13 protein-coding genes and 1 pseudogene are annotated in these 16846 nt (G+C 41.7%); 13 read left to right on the plus strand and 1 reads right to left on the minus strand.

From position 1 onward, the window contains the following. Positions 1 to 35 precede the first annotated feature (35 nt). From Q6344_02160 to Q6344_02220, 13 genes and pseudogenes are all read left to right on the plus strand, one after another. Positions 36 to 848 carry an ABC transporter permease gene (locus tag Q6344_02160; protein ID WLG14180.1) on the plus strand — a complete coding sequence of 271 codons (813 nt, stop codon included), beginning with the start codon at positions 36 to 38 and terminating at the stop codon, positions 846 to 848. Between the two features lie 14 nt (positions 849 to 862). Beyond that, positions 863 to 1534, plus strand: a complete 672-nt coding sequence (locus Q6344_02165; protein WLG14181.1) for an ABC transporter ATP-binding protein — start codon at positions 863 to 865, stop codon at positions 1532 to 1534. Further along, positions 1512 to 2618, plus strand: coding sequence for a capsule biosynthesis protein (locus tag Q6344_02170; GenBank protein ID WLG14182.1), 1107 nt, complete (start codon positions 1512 to 1514; stop codon positions 2616 to 2618). The genes Q6344_02165 and Q6344_02170 overlap by 23 nt, the downstream gene beginning before the upstream one ends. 55 nt (positions 2619 to 2673) lie before the next feature. Then, on the plus strand, positions 2674 to 4455 hold the full coding sequence (locus Q6344_02175; protein ID WLG14183.1) for a polysaccharide biosynthesis/export family protein: 1782 nt from the start codon (positions 2674 to 2676) through the stop codon (positions 4453 to 4455). Between the two features lie 80 nt (positions 4456 to 4535). Then, on the plus strand, positions 4536 to 7127 hold the full coding sequence (locus Q6344_02180; GenBank protein WLG14184.1) for a capsular polysaccharide biosynthesis protein: 2592 nt from the start codon (positions 4536 to 4538) through the stop codon (positions 7125 to 7127). A 172-nt stretch (positions 7128 to 7299) separates the two neighbouring features. Beyond that, complete coding sequence (locus Q6344_02185; GenBank protein WLG14185.1) at positions 7300 to 8532, plus strand: capsular biosynthesis protein; 1233 nt, start codon at positions 7300 to 7302, stop codon at positions 8530 to 8532. 349 nt (positions 8533 to 8881) lie between these two features. Continuing rightward, on the plus strand, positions 8882 to 10678 hold the full coding sequence (gene lepA / locus Q6344_02190) for a translation elongation factor 4 (GenBank protein WLG14186.1): 1797 nt from the start codon (positions 8882 to 8884) through the stop codon (positions 10676 to 10678). Positions 10679 to 10782: 104 nt separating this feature from the next. Next, positions 10783 to 11685 (plus strand): signal peptidase I, encoded by a 903-nt coding sequence (gene lepB / locus Q6344_02195; protein ID WLG14187.1) that lies wholly within the window; start codon positions 10783 to 10785, stop codon positions 11683 to 11685. A gap of 145 nt (positions 11686 to 11830) precedes the next feature. Next, positions 11831 to 12223: a DUF4845 domain-containing protein gene (locus tag Q6344_02200; protein ID WLG14188.1), complete on the plus strand. Its 393-nt coding sequence runs from the start codon at positions 11831 to 11833 to the stop codon at positions 12221 to 12223. A 120-nt stretch (positions 12224 to 12343) separates the two neighbouring features. Further along, positions 12344 to 13141 (plus strand): ribonuclease III, encoded by a 798-nt coding sequence (gene rnc, locus Q6344_02205; protein ID WLG14189.1) that lies wholly within the window; start codon positions 12344 to 12346, stop codon positions 13139 to 13141. 360 nt (positions 13142 to 13501) lie between these two features. Beyond that, the gene (gene era, locus Q6344_02210) at positions 13502 to 14467 is read left to right on the plus strand and encodes a GTPase Era (GenBank protein ID WLG15117.1); all 966 of its coding nucleotides are present in this window, start codon (positions 13502 to 13504) and stop codon (positions 14465 to 14467) included. Between the two features lie 56 nt (positions 14468 to 14523). After that, on the plus strand, positions 14524 to 15300 hold the full coding sequence (locus Q6344_02215) for a DNA repair protein RecO C-terminal domain-containing protein (GenBank protein WLG14190.1): 777 nt from the start codon (positions 14524 to 14526) through the stop codon (positions 15298 to 15300). Between the two features lie 118 nt (positions 15301 to 15418). Then, positions 15419 to 15868, plus strand: a pseudogene (locus tag Q6344_02220) (pyridoxine 5'-phosphate synthase). A 61-nt stretch (positions 15869 to 15929) separates the two neighbouring features. Here the strand turns inward: Q6344_02220 and Q6344_02225 are convergent. After that, complete coding sequence (locus Q6344_02225; protein ID WLG14191.1) at positions 15930 to 16655, minus strand: GspH/FimT family pseudopilin; 726 nt, start codon at positions 16653 to 16655, stop codon at positions 15930 to 15932. Positions 16656 to 16846 lie beyond the last annotated feature (191 nt).

The raw sequence follows: 16846 nt of genomic DNA on the forward strand, positions 1-16846 counted from the left end.
CATAGGGGCTGTTTTCGGTAAAGTCCTGTAACGCCATGTCTGTACAACTACCTCCTTATCGTCCTATTAAGCACCGCAGTGGTCTAAAAGTCATGGGTGCCGCATTTCATGCTTTGCTGATGCGTGAGCTGCAAACGCGCTTTGGTGGTTATCGCTTGGGCTATCTGTGGGCGCCATTAGAAATCATTTTTCAAATGCTCATATTTCTAGTGATTTTTGGCGTAATTATTGAGCGTGCACTACCAGGAATGAGCTTTCCATTGTTTTTGGTTGGTGGAATGGTTCCTTTTCGTATGTTTCAGACTATTGCGACTAGAGCACTAGGGGCTGTTGAGGCAAATCAGGGACTTTTGATGTACCGTTCAATACGGCATATTGACGTCATTATTGCCAGATCAGCTTTAGAGCTTATTATTTATTTTATAACATTTATTATACTGTTGGTTGGCTTGGCTTTCTTTAATGATTACGCCAGTTTGGGAAATTTGCATATTGTACTTTTTTGCTGGATAACGATGTTTATGTTCAGTTTCGGTGTCGCTCTAATCATGATGATTGTTGGTTATTATGGGGGTGAAATCACCAAGGTAATTGCGATTCTCTTTACCATATTGTATTTTGCTTCAGGCATCATTTATCCGATTCATATTATTCCAGAGCCATATTTTAGTTATTTACTTTATAATCCTTTTATCCATAATATTGAATTGATAAGACACGCTTTAGCGCCCAATTATCCCACTTATCATATTGATATAACGTACTTTTTAAAGTGGACGGTTGCAGTAAATTTCTTGGGTCTGCTAATGTATAAAGCGGTAGAAAGAGACTTAATACGTTCTAAATAACGACAGGTAAGTGAATGATTGAAATTAGAAATGTTTCTAAGTCCTTTATGACCAAGCAGGGTCGGCATTACCTATTTAAAGATTTGAATCTGACCATTGGTGATAAAAAAAGTGTGGGTTTACTCGGTCGTAACGGGGCGGGTAAATCGACTTTGCTGCGTATTATTTGCGGACTAGATAAGCCTGATCACGGAGAGATTATTACCGACTCGACGATTTCTTGGCCAGTAGGGGTAGCCGGCGGTTTCCAAGGTAGTTTGACGGGTCGTCAAAACGTCCGCTTTGTTTGCCGTCTTTATTCAAGCGGTCCCTATATTGACGAAAAAATTCGTTTTGTGGAAGAATTTGCAGATATCGGAAACTATTTCGATATGCCGGTAAAAAGTTATTCATCAGGGATGAAAGCGCGCTTAACATTTGGCTTAAGCTTGGCCTTCGATTTTGATTATTATATGCTTGATGAAGCAGGCGCTGTGGGTGATGCGGCTTTTCGTAAGCGTAGTGAAGAGATATTGGCCGCGCGCCGTGAACAAGCAGGGTTTTTAATCGTATCGCATAACATCGGTGATATTAAGCGTAATTGTGATATTGGTATTGTGCTAATGGATCAAACAGCACACGTCTTTGAAGACACAACAGAAGCGATTGAGGTATATGAAGAGCATGTCCACAAAGCGAAAAAATAAGATAATTGACTTCTCGCTGTTTATTGGCTTGGTGGTCCTCCCTTGGGTATTGGTGATATTTTATGTCATGACCATTGCTCATCCGCGGTTTATTTCGACGGCTGATGTGGTGGTCAAACAAGTCAGTGATACCAGTGTGCCTTCTGGCGGTGGACTGTCGGCCTTGTTGGGTGTGAACAGTACCAGTAAAGAAGATGCGACTTATCTGACCGAGTATATTCTATCCAATGATATGGTGAAGCGCCTTGATAATAAGTTCAAGTTCCGCGAAGCGTATCATGTCGATGGCTCAGATCCGCTTAATGAGATTGAGCCTGATGCCACACAAGAAGAGTTACTTGAGTACTTTAAAAAACGCGTGCACATCAATCTGGACGAGCAAAGCTATGTGCTGTCAGTATCGACAGAAGCCTTTGATCCAAAGTATGCTTTTGAGCTGAATAAAACGATCCTCAATGAGTCTGAGCAGTTCGTCAACCGTATTTCACAAGAGGTGGCTCGTGATCAGTTGTTATTTGCTGAGACACAGTTAGATGAATCACAAGATCGCTTGAATGATGCCAAAGAGAAATTGTTAAACTATCAGAACGAAAATGAGATTTACGATCCACAATCCAATGCTCAAATTGTGAATCAGGTGATTGGTAGTTTGCAAGCGCAATTAAGTTCATTACGTACTGAAGAGCGTCAATTACTCAGCTATCTGAACCCAGACGCACCGCAAGTAGTGTCACTAAGAAGCCAGATCAAAGCAGTCGAAGAGCAAATTCTTCAAGAGCAAACCAAACTGACCTCGCCAAATACTACTAAACTAAATCGACAAGCAGTACAGTTTGAAACCATCAAAGCTGATGTCGATTTCGCCACTGAGCTATATAAGCTTTCTTTATCTTCGCTTGAAAAGTCACGTTTAGAAGCTTTTAAAAAGATGAAGAATTTGATTGTTATCTCAACACCATATCAGGCTGAAGAAGCAACTTATCCACGCCGCGCCTATATTATTTGGACGTCGCTAGCATTACTTTTGATGCTTTATGGATTTGTGCGCCTAGTAATGGCAGTTGTTCGTGATCATCGTAGCTAGTTTTAACACACCAGATATCAGTAATGATCGATAGATCAGCAAAGGAATACCACTCATGAATATGAAACCACGTCCTATTGTGACCGTGATAAAAGTGTTAAGTTTGGCCATGGCAGCCAGCAGTGTATCAGCACTAGCAGCAGGCAGTTATGCTGATCAAATCTCAGGATCTAGCTTTGGCACCAGCAATAACAGCATGAGTCAAGACCAAAACAGCAATAACATCAATGTCTCAACACAGGCATTTGCAGGTGGTGTATCAGGACAGGCGACCGCGCAAGAAGCGGTTAATGCCTCAAGCTTGCCAAGTCAGTCAGTCATTAATACCACGCGCCCCTATCAAGACATCAATACGCAAGACATGATGTTCGGTGAGCAGCTGTTCCGTGGAGCATTTTCGACCACCTCTGGCTCTACCTTTAATGACAGTTACGTGATCAACCCGGGTGATAACGTCCAAGTACGGATGTGGGGCGCTTATCAATATGCGGCTACCATGACCGTCGACCCACAAGGCAATATTTTCTTGCCAAATATTGGTCCAGTACGTGTCTCAGGTGTGCAAAATGGCAGTCTGCAAAATGTGGTAAAAAGTGCTGTCAGTCGTATTTATCGCTCGAACGTTGGCGTTTATGCCTCATTAGAGCAAGCACAGCCAGTAAAAGTATTTGTAACAGGTTTCGTTAAACAACCTGGTTATTACGGCGGTTTAGCAGCAGATTCCGTATTGTCTTATTTGGATAGAGCGGGCGGTGTTGATCCGACTCGTGGTAGTTATATTGATATTCAAATCAAACGTAATGGGCAAATGCTACAGCAAGTCAACCTGTATGATTTTTTACTAGCGGGTAAATTACAAGCATTCTCTTTTCGTGATGGCGATGTGATTACGGTCGCGCCACAGAAAAAAACCTTTGAAGTAGGCGGTCAAGTCCAAAACGAATATACCTTTGAATTTGATGTGAACGATCTGACCATTGGTGATGTATTGCAAGTGGCCAATCCAGCAGCGAATGCCACCAACGTTAGTATCACTCGCAGTGCAGGACGTGCACAGACGGCGGAATATTACTCGTTGGCAGAAGCTCAAAACGTGCCTGTTTATAATGGTGATCAGATGGTAGTTACCTCCGATCGTTATGCGGGCACAATCGCGGTGCAAGTAAAAGGTGCGCATACAGGTAATGGTGCCATGGTTGTACCATATGGTGCTCGCTTAAAGGACATCGTGCCACAGCTACAGCCAAGCCCACTCGCTAAATTGACTCATTTGACCATTTATCGTGAGTCTGTTGCTGAACAACAAAAACGCATGATTAATGAGTCGCTCGATCGTCTAGAAGAGCTGACGCTTGCCACGCAGTCAACTACTCGTGAAGAAGCTGCACTGCGTCAAGACGATGCAGCTTTGGTTAAGCAGTTTGTTGCCAAAGCGCGTAATGTTAAAACGACGGGTCAAATTGTTGTCGTCCCGAATTCGTGGCAGGATATTATCTTACAGCAAGGTGATATCATTGAGATACCTGCGCAAACTTCAGTCATTACCGTTAATGGTCAAGTACGAGCACAAGGCGCGCTGACCTTTAACCCGGATTATACCGTTGGTGATTATGTTGCCAATTCGGGTGGTTTCTCTGACAACGCTGACGTTAAAGAAATTTTGGTTATTCATCAAAATGGCGCCAGTGAGGTGGTCAATACCGCTTACCGTATCCAGCAAGGCGATGAGATTATGGTATTACCAAAAGTCAAAACCAAGCGCGTAGAAATTGCTCGCGGCTTATCGCAAATTGTTTATCAGTTGGCCATTGCTGCTAAAGTGGTTCTCGATTTATAACCATTATTGAAAAGTTGTATAACAAGAGAACAAGTCATCTGCATAGATAGATGCAAAAGTAATGAATAAGGGTGTTAAAAATGGCAAAAAGTGCGGCAGATGATGTCAATGTGGCAGTGACCTCTCGCTCTGATAATGCCCTGCTTTTGCCATCATACCAATACCAATTGCCACAGCATTTGGCGGTCATTGGTAAGGGTATGCGTCAAAACAATTTACTTTTGTCTCAGGTATTGCAAGCAGATATTCAGCGCTGGTATCCGTGGTCAGGTCTACCGCAACGTATTAATGCAGGTAAAACGCTTTTACTGTCTGCATTGCCATTACCTAATGTTGTAAAAAATCAGATAACTCATTTGTCCAGTTTCTCTCTCTCTTTTCAGCAACCCGATGCCTTTATCGGTTGGGGTCGTAAAAAAAGTTATCAACGAGCTAATAACGTGGCTAAGCGGCAAAAGCTTGAGACATTGAGTGTCGAAGATGGCTTTTTGCGCTCATTAGATTCTGGTATTGGTAGCCGTCATGGCCTGAGTGTCGTCGTCGATGACCTTGGTATTTATTTTGATACGACGCATGACTCACGCCTTGAGCGGTTGATTATTGAGCGTACTAAAAATGCTACTACGCCCAATAATTATGAAATAGATGACGCGCACGCGCGGCAATTGATGGCACGTATTTGTAATGAACAGCTCAGTAAATATAACACAGTGATCGATTGTCCATCTTTGGATGAATTGATAAGTGAAGACGGCGCTAATACAACAGCAGATCCCTTGAAATCGCATGTTTTATTGATTGACCAAGTGGTTGGTGATGCTTCTATCACCGGTGCGGGCGCGGATAAACGTCAATTTAAGAAGATGTTAAAATCTGCGTGTCGTAATCATCCTCATACCCATATTTGGATAAAGGCACATCCTGCGTCAAAATCAGGATACCTGACCCGTTTAAAACTACCTAAGCAGGTTCGGCTATTAACGCAAGCACTCAATCCTATCCAGCTATTAGAGCAAGTTGACCATGTTTATACGGTCAGCTCCCATATGGGCTTTGAAGCGTTGATGTTAGGTAAAACAGTACATTGCTTCGGGGTCAACTGGTATAGTGGCTGGGGTCTAACTGATGACAGCGGCGCACCCAAAAAGCTGCTTAAAGCGGTCGAAAAACGTCGTCGAAAACTTGTCAGCAAACAGCTAGAGGCTCAGGGACATTCAAATCCTGCGTTGTTTCCTACATCATTTGCTAAAAAAACATCTGCGACGTTAGAAACGTTATTTTATAGCGCCTATATAGATTATAGTCGTTATGTAGATCCGGCCACCAAGCAAGCCTGTGATATTGATACAGCGATAGAGTGGCTAGTGACTAATCGATATTGGCAAGCGCGCCTTGAAGGGGATCTCACGATATATGAATTTAGTCGCTGGAAATTACCATTTGTAAAAGCCTTTACGAATCTACCGCGTACGACATTATTTATCAAACCCAAGCCACGTCTCAAGAATCTACTGCATCCTGATCATTTTCGTGTTGACTATCAGCAGCCTCTATTAGTATGGGGTTTGGCTAAGCGGCAACAAGTAAAAAATAAATTACAGCGTAAGCTTGAGAAACAGCCGCATTTGTCCATACCGTCTATATACTGTATGGAAGATGGATTTATCCGCTCAAATGGTTTGGGCGCGACGTTGTTAGCACCGTTGTCGGTCGTCATAGATAAGCAAGGCATTTATTATGATGCGACCCAGCATTCAGATTTAGAAACGCTACTGCGTGAGTGTGAGTCATTGACGCTATCTCAAAGCTCGCGAATAAAGACATTACAAGATAAACTGCTAAATCAGCGGGTGAGTAAATATAATGTTGGCAACCGTGCTGATGATGCTAACAACGCTGATAGCCAACATAGCTCTTGGATGCAGCATGCCAAGGCGTCCGGTAAATCGCGTATTCTCATCATCGGTCAAGTCGAAGATGATTTATCGGTGCAGTACTGCGGCTCGATCATCAAAACCAACAGCGGCTTGATTGAGCGTGTATGCCAAGACAATCCTGAGGCTTATCTTATTTATAAGCCGCATCCTGATGTTGAAGCAGGACTAAGGGCTGGTAAGGTTAGCGCAGAGTTTTTACAACAGGTTAGTGCCGTCGCCTATGATACCGCGATGCCTGATTGCTTAGAATGTGTTGATGAAGTACATACGATTAGCTCATTGACTGGCTTTGAGGCGTTGCTGCGTGGTTTAGACGTTACTTGCTACGGCTTACCATTTTATGCTGGTTGGGGGTTAACGGCAGATATTGATGCCCAGTTATCACCGAAAGCTGGCTATTTAGAGAGACGAAAACGCGACACTGCATTAACGCTTGAGCAATTATTATATTGTGCGCTTGTTCGCTATCCTTTATATCGTTTGCCTAATGGCTATGGGCTTGCACAAGTAGAGCAAGTGATTGACTATTTATACCCTCCTAAAAGCGCTCCTTTGCTTAAAGATATTCATAATACAGAATCTCAAGCGCAAATATCTAGCCCTATAAATAGCTCGATTAACCATGCGACTTCAGTTTTATCCATGCTATCTGAAAATTTTAAACGCCAATCGACGACGCGTTTTATGCAGCAGCGTCATCAATGGCAGCAGCGCCTGCGTAAACTATCTCGTTAGTTTATGCTAAACTTGTGACGCAAATCCATTGCGACAAGTAGGGGCTTTTTCGGTATAATCAGTGATGATTAGTGTGTATTTACACAGCTTAATATTCAAGTTGTGTAATAAATACTCTCGCTTTTATCCTTCATCTTCTCATTAATGGTAATTCAATACTATGGCAGCTTCGATGTCTCACTTGCTTACTCATCGACACGTCTTGCTGTTACAAGGAAAGATGGGCGGATTCTTCAACCGTTTTTCGACATTTCTGCAAACTCAAAATATTAAGGTTAGTAAGATTAACTTTAATGCAGGTGATACATTTTTTTATCATCATGATAATACCTATGAATATACCGATACGTTAGCGCAGTTCTCTTCTTGGTTGCAGGCTTTCATTGAAGAAAATAGCATTGATGCGATTGTCTGTTTTGGTGATTGTCGCCCGCATCACACCCAAGCTGCTTATATCAGTGAGCAGTTGGGCACCTCTTTTTTTGTATTTGAAGAAGGCTACTTGCGTCCCGATTACATTACATTGCAAGAATATGGCATTAATGGCTATTCGCGCTTAAATACGGCAGATATTAAAGCGCTCAAAAAAGCCAATGATAAACCACTGTATACTCACAATCGTTTTTATCGTTTGAGTATCGCTGCGATTGTCTACTATATTATCGTTTGGATATACAAAAGTCGCTATCCGCACTATTCGCACTATCGCGGTATGACGGCGTGGCAAGAAGCAATCGCTTGGCTCAAAGCACCATGGCGTAAATTGCGAGGGTATTTACCTGATAAGCGATTGCAAAATAAGCTGACCAAAGAACAAAGTAATAATTATTTTTTGATTAGTTTACAAGTGCATAATGACTCGCAGATTACCCATCATAGTGACTATCGTGATGTGGTGCAGTTTATTGATGAGTCTATTGCCAGCTTTGCAGAGTATGCTGATAAGCAGCAATTACTAGTATTCAAGCATCATCCGTTAGATCGTGGTCATCGAGATTATCGCGAACTGGTATCTAGCTTGGCTAGACGATATCAAGTGGCGGATCGTGTATTCTATGGTTGCGACATGCACCTGCCAACCTTGATGAAACACAGTATTGGGATGGTGACCATCAATAGCACGACAGGGTTGCAATCGGTATATCACAAAAAACCTACCAAGATCATGGGTCGCGCGATTTATGATACGCCGAAACTGATAGATCAAAAACCACTTAATGAGTTTTGGCAACGACCTAACCGCCCAGATAATGAGTTTTATCTTAGATTCCGTGAATACTTGATAGAGCAAACTCAAATCAACGGGGCTTTTTACGGTAAGTCACCATGGATGCATAAATATCTGCATAGCGCAGGATGTGAACCCATAGAGAGGGATCTGTCCAAAACCAATACCCCTCAGTAGATTATTGATTGTTCATATCCAGTTAGCATGAGTCTTGTCGAAGTGAATAAGGTGCTATCAAGCCGCTCGCTTTCTATCTGTACAGTTATCCGCTCGTAACTTCACTTGTAAATCATCCCTCTGCTAATAAAATCGCCTTACTTTATGGTAGAAAACTGCTAGAATACTCTTTCATGCCTGCGCGTAAGAGTTGACGTCCTGAGCGGTTGATTGGAGATGATAATATTGGCAAATAAGCTGATTCTAATTATTTTCTCTTCAACGATGGACAGCTATTTTAGCGGTTGCGCCTGACAGCATTTATTTCTTAATTTTATTATTCTATCACCCTTAATTTAGTAGGCGCTTTGTGACTGCATTAGCAAATATTCGTAACTTTTCAATCATTGCCCACATTGATCATGGCAAGTCGACGCTTGCTGATCGTTTTATTCAAATGTGCGGTGCCTTGCAAGATCGCGAGATGCAGGCGCAAGTACTTGACTCCATGGATATTGAGCGTGAGCGCGGTATCACCATTAAAGCGCAGTCGGTAACCTTATTCTACGATCATCCTAATGGTGAGCGCTATCAGCTCAACTTTATCGATACTCCAGGACACGTTGACTTCTCATATGAGGTGTCGCGTTCACTAGCCGCTTGTGAAGGGGCGCTATTGGTCGTTGATGCCGCGCAAGGGGTGGAAGCTCAGTCCGTGGCCAACTGCTATACTGCCGTTGATCAGGGTCTAGAAGTCATGGCGGTATTAAATAAAATTGATTTGCCACAAGTCGAGCCAGAACGCGTTATTCAAGAGATTGAAGACATCATTGGGATTGACGCAGTTGATGCGCCACGAGTTTCTGCTAAGTCGGGCTTGGGTGTCGATAAACTGCTAGAAGCCTTGGTTGAATTTATCCCTGCACCGACTGGTGATCGTGAGGCGCCACTACAAGCATTGATTATTGACTCTTGGTTTGATAACTATTTGGGTGTGGTGTCATTGGTTCGGGTACGTGAAGGTACTATCCGAAAAGGTGATAAGCTTTATATCAAATCAACCAAAGAATCGCATTTAGTCGGCTCGATTGGTGTCTTTACGCCTAAGCCTGTCGATACGGGTATCTTGGAGGCGGGTGAAGTCGGTTTTATTATTGCTGGTATCAAAGATATCGCTGGCGCGCCAGTGGGTGATACGATTACTCATTCTAAAACGCCAGACGTTGAGCGTATTCCAGGGTTTAAACAGATTACTCCGCAAGTCTATGCCGGTATGTTCCCTGTTGAATCTACAGATTTTGAAAAATTCCGTGAAGCGCTGCAAAAGCTGCAAATCAACGATGCCTCATTGTTCTTCGAGCCTGATACCTCCGATGCGCTAGGTTTTGGTTTCCGTTGTGGTTTCCTTGGCATGCTGCACATGGAGATTATCCAAGAGCGTTTAGAGCGTGAATATGACTTGGATTTGATTACTACTGCGCCATCCGTTATCTACGAGATCGTCAAGAAAAATGGCGATATCATGTATGTTGATAATCCATCAAGACTCCCTGAGCCGAATAATATTGAAGAGTTCCGTGAGCCCATTGCCCGCTGTCAGATTTTAGTACCGCAAGATTACTTAGGTAATGTCATGACGCTTTGTATCGAGCGCCGCGGCGTACAGGTAGATATGCGTTTTATGGGTCGTCAAGTACAGCTGATCTTTGATATTCCAATGGGTGAGGTCGTCATGGACTTCTTTGACCGTCTAAAATCAGTTTCGCGCGGTTTTGCCTCACTTGACTATAATTTTGAGCGTTATCAAGTCGATAAATTGGTTAAAGTAGATGTATTAATCAATGGCGAAAAAGTCGATGCGCTGGCCATGATTGTTCATGAAACCCAATCACGCTATCGTGGAAATGCGTTGGTAACTAAGATGAAAGAGCTGATTCCGCGTCAGATGTTTGATGTGGCAATTCAGGCGGCGATTGGTAGCCAAATTATTGGGCGTAGTACAGTGAAAGCCATGCGTAAAGACGTCTTAGCTAAGTGTTATGGCGGTGATGTGTCGCGTAAGAAAAAGCTATTGTCTAAGCAAAAAGCGGGTAAGAAACGTATGAAGCAAGTCGGTAATGTGGAGATTCCACAAGAAGCCTTCTTAGCGGTATTGCAGGTTGAGTAAGTCATTACTAATTGACTGGTCAACGATAGTTTTGTTGGTGTAATTAGTGGCGCAGTTGATAGTATAGATAGCCAGATAAGTCGCTCGTTAATAGGCAATTGAGTATGGATTTTGATTTTAATTTAATTTTAGTACCGTTAACCATTGGTTTGGGTATTATTTGGCTATTAGATAAGCTGACCCTGAAACAGCGTAAAACTCGCGGGCGTGGTCAAGAAAGTCTCTTGGTACGCTGGGCTTACGATTTTTTCCCCGTATTGGCAGTGGTGTTAATAGTACGCTCGTTTTTGATTGAGCCTTTTAATATTCCCTCATCTTCTATGGTGCCGACATTATATACGGGCGATTTTATTGCGGTTAATAAGTATGCCTACGGGGTGCGCCTACCGCTGACGTATAACAAAGTTCTGGATACTGGCGCGCCTGAGCATGGTGATGTGGCGGTATTCCGCTATCCTGAAAACCCAAGTATTTATTATATCAAGCGTGTCATTGGTTTGCCTGGTGATACTGTTAGTTATGATCAAGGGACACTTTCTATCAATGATGTCCCAGTTGACACTAAGCCTGTCGATTTTGCGGCGAACCCTGAGTTGACCTCACAGCTTTATTTACCAGGACAAATTGGTCCAGGGCAAGTACTGACCGAAGACAGTGCGGCAGCGATGGGTGAGCAAGAAGAGGGTGAGGCGCAATACTTTCAGGAAACACAAGGCGAAAACAAGCACCTTGTTCGTTACTTGAATGGTATGAATAGTTCCCAATATGCACCATTTTTACAGCAGCAATCGCCAGAGGTGGTTAGCTCAGCAGGCACCAAATGGCGTATTAGCGTTCCAGAAGGTCAGTATTTTGTGATGGGCGATAACCGCGATCGTAGTGCTGATGGTCGGTTTTGGGGATTTGTTCCTGATGAGAATTTAGCGGGTAAAGCGGTTTATATCTGGATGCATAAGCCACCAGGACTTAATTTACCAACCTTTGAACGCAATGGTACTATTGATTAAGATTATGTCATTAAGATTATGAGACGCTCTATTGGTTGATTTATCGATAATAGTTTTATGCTAATATTGTTGCTATCTAATAAATGGCTACCTAGTATTTCGGTAGCTCCTAAAAATAGTTGTTTACCAGTAGAGGGATATCATAGTGCAGCAATTATCTGGAATCGCCACACAGCGTGGTGCTAGCGTAACGAGTATCGTTTTAATTATTCTTGTGTTAGGAGTTGCTGCCAAATTGATGGTTGCTATCATACCTGCTCAGATTGGTGATTATCAATTGACCAAGACCTTAAGCGCACAGCTTAAGGAAGCAAATAATAATAATGAGACGGCCAAGCAGTTTGTCGAGCGTGTTAATAGACAGCTATCTATTAATGCTGATTATGATACTCAGGCGGAAGATGTATTTACTTTTATTGATAAAAAGACGGGACAATTGGCTATCCGTAAAGAATATGCAGTCACTAACAATTTCTTTGGTAATGTTGATATCGTCAATCGCTTCGAAGGTGATATCGATATGACAACAGCAGAGTAACTAAAAAGAGTGTTAGATCACTCTTAAACTTTTTAATACCTGAATGTCTTTATAATATTCATTAATCCATACTATTACTAACCAAATCAGTAAAACAGAAGGGATAACCACAAGCCACGCATGAAACCAACTTTGCAGCATTCCCAAGCGATTCCTACTCCTCAACAAAATAGCACGTCTGTCGACACGCTGATTGTTAGCTCAGAATTTATTCAGCAATTAGCCGTATTAACACGCAAGTTAGGCTATGTGTTTAAGGACTTGAGTCTCCCCAAACTTGCGTTGACACACCGCTCATTTGATAGCAAAAAAAATTATGAGCGTTTAGAGTTTTTAGGAGACGCTCTGTTAGGAATGATTGTGGGTGAGGCTTTATATCATCGCTATCCTAGCCAAAATGAGGGTCGCTTGACTCGTATGCGTGCCACCTTGGTACGTCAAGAATCATTGGTTATTATTGCGCAAAACTTAGAGCTCTCTAATCATCTGATATTAGGGATAGGTGAGCGTAAAGGTGGTGGGCGCAATCGTGCTTCTATATTGGCTGATGCCGTGGAGTCTTTGATTGGTGCTATTTATTTAGACAGCCAAGATTTGGATATTACTCGCGATTGTGTACTCTCATGGTATGGTGATTTGATTGACAACGTTAATGACCAAAAAGCCTTAAAAGATGCCAAGAGTCGATTGCAAGAGTGGCTACAATCTAAGCAGTTTGATCTGCCACATTATGAGCTAATGGAAACACGTGGTAACGCGCCGCATCAAATTTTTGTTGTACGTTGCCATGTTAATATCAATAACTGTGTTGATATTACTGAATCTGGTGAGAGCCGCCGTATCGCTGAACAAAAAGCAGCAGAACTAATGATTAACCAATTGCATAAACTGCCGAGTTCAGCTAAAAAGCGATCCTAACTAGGATTAACCTATGGATCGCACATACCACTTTTTTGACAGTATATGTTAAGTGACGTTTTAAAAATCGTTTATTTGAATTAGCGTAAACGTCACACATTTCAAAACCTTAAATATTTCCCAGCCGATGATGGTTTTGCTTTTTTAGTGCTGATACAGCCAATACATCATTAAGCACCATTTGACTGGGTATAAATTCTATAGGATTAACCTATGAGCAATCGCACTGACTTGCCATCCAATGATGAAGATAATGCTAAAAATATGACCGAAAACACAGAGTTGAATCAAAACCAAGATAATATTGATACTACTAACGATGGCATCAATCAAGCAGAAGATACTACTGTAGACAACGATATGGCAATTGAAGAATTCTTTGCCCCTAGTAGTCATGCAGGTATTGCTGATGATTTTAAAGCGGGTTATGTCGCGATCGTTGGACGTCCAAACGTTGGTAAATCGACTCTGATGAATCACTTATTGGGTCAAAAGCTGTCTATTACATCACGTAAGCCGCAAACGACTCGTCACCGTATCCACGGTATTTTGTCAAATCACGAGATGCAGGCAGTATTCGTTGACACGCCGGGTATTCATCGCAATGAAGTACGTGCTATTAATGAGCGTATGAATAAAGCTGCGGTATCTGCATTAGTAGATGTTGATTTGGTATTATTCGTTGTTGATTCAGATCAATGGCGTGATGATGATTTGTTAGTTCTACAAAAGCTTGGCGACACCAATTTAAATGTGGTATTGGTTATTAATAAATCTGATACCTTAAAAGATAAAGGCAGCGTGTTGCCGCTGATTGAGACGTTTAATGACAGTTTTGATTTTGCCGATATCGTACCAGTATCTGCCTTAAAAAACCAAAACCTAGATCGTCTACAAGAAGTGATTGCTTCGCATCTTCCTATTGCTGCTCCTATCTATGATACCGAGCAAATTACTGACCGCTCAGAACGATTTTTGGCCAGTGAAATTATCCGCGAAAAAATCATGCGTAGCGCTGGTGACGAAGTGCCATATGACTTAACTGTACAGATTGATGGGTTCAAAGATGAGCCTGCGCACACTGATCCAAAGACAGGGCGTCCACGTAAGGCTTGTACTTTCATCGATGCGACTATTTATGTTGAACGTAGTGGTCAAAAGGCCATTGTGATTGGTGATAAAGGTCAGCGTATTAAGCAAGTTGGTATGGATGCTCGTAAAGATATGGAGCAGCTGTTTGATAAAAAGATTATGCTGACACTGTGGGTGAAAGTGAAACGTGGCTGGTCTGATGACGAACGTGCATTGACTAGCTTAGGATATTGATTAAAGAATAGCGCTTTAATCACTTTTCTATATGCTCGATGCTGAGGTGATAAAAAATGCGCAATGAAGCGTTAATCGGTTATTTATTGCATCAGCGTCCTTATCAAGAAAAGCGTGCCTTATATTATCTGTTTTCTCAGCAACATGGTGTGATCCATGGTATTGGGAAAAAAGGCGCGCCATTGTTCATGCCATTGCAGCTCTTTGCCACTGGTAAACGCGATTTAAAAACGTTTAGTCAGATCAATATTGCATCGCAACACACAACTCAAACAGGCATAGCAAAAGATGATGGCATTGCCACTGTTTTAGAAGCACTGCCCTACGAAAATATCACAGGTCAACATCAATATGCGGCGTTGTATTTAAACGAAATACTATGGCGGTTGTTGTCGACTGAAGATCCAATGCCAGTATTATGGCTACATTACCAGGACAGTCTGTCTCAGCTTAGGCGACCTTTGAGCGCCAACGAATTACGGTTATGCTTGCGCCAATTTGAGCAGCATTTATTCAATGAGTTGGGTTTTAGCTTAATATTGACGCAGGATAGTATTGAAAACATCATTCAGCCTGACGATTCTTATCGTTTTCTACCTGATGTTGGTTTAGTGCCTGTCTTGCAGAATGATATACAGACTGAGCATTTAGACAATACTATTGAGCAATATTTTTTCAAAGGTACTGATATCATTGCGATGACGCAGTTAGGTATTACTGACAAAACCTTAAATAATTGGTCAAAAATCCATCGACAGCTTATTGACCATTTACTGGATTATCAACCATTGCAAAGCCGTCTATTATGGCAGCAGCAACAGCGTTACCAATAAATAATAGTGCTACTCTCAAAGTGCTGTAACCACTCGGATTGCTACTGAGACTGTCTAAAGTTTCATATTCTTGTACCGTTGTTCAGTCAATTGGTTTTCGTTATCAAAAAAAATTCTTATGACCACTGCTTCATTAACTTCATCTAACAACCCCTTCCAAAAACTTTTATTAAGTGTAAACATTGATCACATAGCAACTTTACGTCAAGCGCGTGGGGTTAGTTATCCAAGCCCTTTAGCCGAAGCTCTTTGATGCGAGAAGGCGGGAGCAGATGGTATTGAGTTATATACAGGCGCTTATGCTGAGGCAAGCTTGGTAGCCGATATGGACATGCAAAATGCTGAGCTGAAACGAATTAAGCAAGCTGTTGCTACTGTTTGACGCAGTGATAATAACCTCTTAATTAACGCAGGTCATGGTCTGACACGTGAGAATGTGAGTGCTATCTCACAAATTGAGGGTATTTATAAGTTGAATATTGGTCATGCATTAATTGCAGACGCTGTACTTGTAGGACTCGAGCAGGCATTTATTATGATGAAAGAAGCAATGTATATAGAGCTATAGAGCTATCAAAAAATATCATTGGTACTTTATGTGAGTGGTAACTTATGCCATTAGTAATTTCTTATTCGTCACATTCAGTGGGATGATCCTCATTAAGTTTTTGTTTAATAATACCTCCTTGGTTAAATGATATTAGATACATTGCTTCATTATAAGCAACGATGGGACAGTATTTTATATGGCCAAAATGTCCTCGTGGTTTGCCACTATCACCCCAAAATTTGGTGTAGTGGCGTCGACTTCCAACTCGTAAACTTAGCTTACTGTATTTAGGATTTAAAGACTGCTGAACGACTAATGAATCTACCTGAGCATCAAAGTGATTATTGTCATTTTTATCTATGAATAACAAAAGTGTCTTATCGCTGTCTCTATGGCAGCGCCCTCCAGTATCAGACAAGCAAACAATCACATTCTGTCTTCTGATGTAACTCTCAGCCTTGGCTAAGGCAAGAGAATTCTCTAACTGACTTTGAATCCGTTTGGCTTCCATACGTGCTAATTGCGTTCGTATAACTGGGGCTACGATCATCACTATAATTACTAATACACATACAGTGACGATAAGTTCAACCAGCGTAAAACCCTTGTTATGTCTATTAACAGTACTTGCGTCTGTTCTAGTGTTTGTATTAGGTGCTCTTTTATAGAGATATACTATATATCTGTGATACACATAAAGAATTAATCGGCTTTGAGCTAGCCTGTGCTTATTTGAAGTAAAAACCCATAACATAAATGCTGAGAGCTTTTTATAACTTGATAATGTTTTATGCAGCAATGCCATGAGGCTTGTTACCTATAATAAGTAGTTTAGTTCAATAAAACAATCTCGCTTCTTTAGATGTTATTTAATTCAATCATTGCGTAAAATCGAGCCAATATGCGCACGAAATTTTGGAGTAATGATCAAATTTATGATGTATGAAATAATGTTGAGTGCTATAATATAAACAGAATATATGTCTACTGTCAAAA

Source organism: Psychrobacter cibarius (assembly GCA_030686115.1).
GTDB classification, from domain to species: domain Bacteria; phylum Pseudomonadota; class Gammaproteobacteria; order Pseudomonadales; family Moraxellaceae; genus Psychrobacter; species Psychrobacter cibarius_C.

Excerpts from the sequence above, each read along its gene's own strand:
- Q6344_02180 (WLG14184.1), top strand. The coding sequence starts at position 4,536 with ATGGCAAAAAGTGCGGCAGATGATGTCAATGTGGCAGTGACCTCTCGC.
- Q6344_02185 (WLG14185.1), top strand. The coding sequence starts at position 7,300 with ATGTCTCACTTGCTTACTCATCGACACGTCTTGCTGTTACAAGGAAAG.
- lepB (WLG14187.1), top strand. The coding sequence starts at position 10,783 with ATGGATTTTGATTTTAATTTAATTTTAGTACCGTTAACCATTGGTTTG.
- rnc (WLG14189.1), top strand. The coding sequence starts at position 12,344 with ATGAAACCAACTTTGCAGCATTCCCAAGCGATTCCTACTCCTCAACAA.
- Q6344_02215 (WLG14190.1), top strand. The coding sequence starts at position 14,524 with ATGCGCAATGAAGCGTTAATCGGTTATTTATTGCATCAGCGTCCTTAT.
- Q6344_02225 (WLG14191.1), bottom strand. The coding sequence starts at position 16,655 with ATGGCATTGCTGCATAAAACATTATCAAGTTATAAAAAGCTCTCAGCA.
- Q6344_02160 (WLG14180.1), top strand. The coding sequence starts at position 36 with ATGTCTGTACAACTACCTCCTTATCGTCCTATTAAGCACCGCAGTGGT.
- Q6344_02170 (WLG14182.1), top strand. The coding sequence starts at position 1,512 with ATGTCCACAAAGCGAAAAAATAAGATAATTGACTTCTCGCTGTTTATT.
- era (WLG15117.1), top strand. The coding sequence starts at position 13,502 with ATGGCAATTGAAGAATTCTTTGCCCCTAGTAGTCATGCAGGTATTGCT.
- Q6344_02175 (WLG14183.1), top strand. The coding sequence starts at position 2,674 with ATGAATATGAAACCACGTCCTATTGTGACCGTGATAAAAGTGTTAAGT.
- Q6344_02165 (WLG14181.1), top strand. The coding sequence starts at position 863 with ATGATTGAAATTAGAAATGTTTCTAAGTCCTTTATGACCAAGCAGGGT.